Raw genomic sequence first — 588 nt, 5'->3', positions numbered from 1 at the left:
TTGTCGGGACTGGGCCAACCCGGCGGCGGCGGGGGTAAGCATTCCGCACAGCTGGCGGGAGCGCATTCGGGTACGGGTGCGGTGTCGTCGGCGTCGGCGTTGCCGTTGGATGCGGTGCGCTATGACCGGCAGCGTTTTCCCGGCGGCAAGGATGCCTACGCGCGGTATATCGGTGAGGCGTTGGATGTGATGGGGGTCAGTGATCCGGCGGCTCGCCGGAACTGGACGGTGGGGTTGATGACCGCGGCGGCGAGGGAATCAACGTTCAATCCGCTGGCGGTCAACGTGGACCCGCGGGACCATAATGTTCAGATTTCCACGGGGGCCGGCCCGGACGGGTATCCGAACCGGGCGTCGCGTGGGGGGTTGCAGGTGATTCCGGAGACGTTTGCCCGCCATCACCAGGCGGGAACATCGACGAATCTGTACGACCCGGTGGCCAACGTCTGCGCGTCGATGAACTACGTGATGTCTCGGTATCGGGTTGCGGCTGATGGGCGCAATTTGGCGTCAGTGCCGCAGTTCAACCCTGGTTCGGCTGGAGGTGGTTATTGATGTCTGGGGAGGTTGAGGCGTTTTTGGCGGCGT

General features: G+C 64.5%; 1 protein-coding gene. It reads left to right on the top strand.

The features are described 5' to 3' along the window. Positions 1 to 555 (top strand): transglycosylase SLT domain-containing protein (locus KIH27_RS22205; protein WP_307856978.1); only part of this gene is annotated, 555 nt, incomplete at its 5' end. Positions 556 to 588: the final 33 nt, after the last annotated feature.

Source organism: Mycolicibacter acidiphilus, assembly GCF_018455725.1.
Taxonomy (GTDB): domain Bacteria; phylum Actinomycetota; class Actinomycetes; order Mycobacteriales; family Mycobacteriaceae; genus Mycobacterium; species Mycobacterium acidiphilum.
The sequence above is the reverse complement of the archived record's forward strand: the minus strand, read 5'-3'. Positions and strand labels throughout refer to the sequence as shown.